The sequence below is a fragment of the Corynebacterium sp. HMSC067D03 genome (assembly GCF_001811185.1).
Classification (GTDB): domain Bacteria; phylum Actinomycetota; class Actinomycetes; order Mycobacteriales; family Mycobacteriaceae; genus Corynebacterium; species Corynebacterium coyleae.
Genome location: NZ_KV803826.1, coordinates 1 through 220, shown reverse-complemented (window position 1 = coordinate 220; position 220 = coordinate 1). Strand labels below are relative to the sequence as shown.

Below are 220 nucleotides of genomic sequence, written 5' to 3'. Positions count from 1 at the left end.
CGAGTCAGCGGCATGTCGCGAGGTTAACCCGTTATGTGGGGTAGTCGTAGCGAAAGCGAATCCTAAGAGGGTGTCAAGTGGCATGTCCTGGACCCGAAGCGGGGTGATCTACCCATGGCCAGTGTGAAGCAGCTGTAAGAGGTTGTGGAGGCGCGAACCCACTTAGGTTGAAAACTGAGGGGATGAGCTGTGGGTAGGGGTGAAAGGCCAATCAAACTCC

General features: G+C 55.9%; 1 rRNA gene. It reads left to right on the top strand.

Features of this window, described 5'->3' with window-relative positions:
- Positions 1-220: ribosomal RNA gene (locus HMPREF2785_RS07650) — 23S ribosomal RNA — on the top strand; the annotation flags it as partial.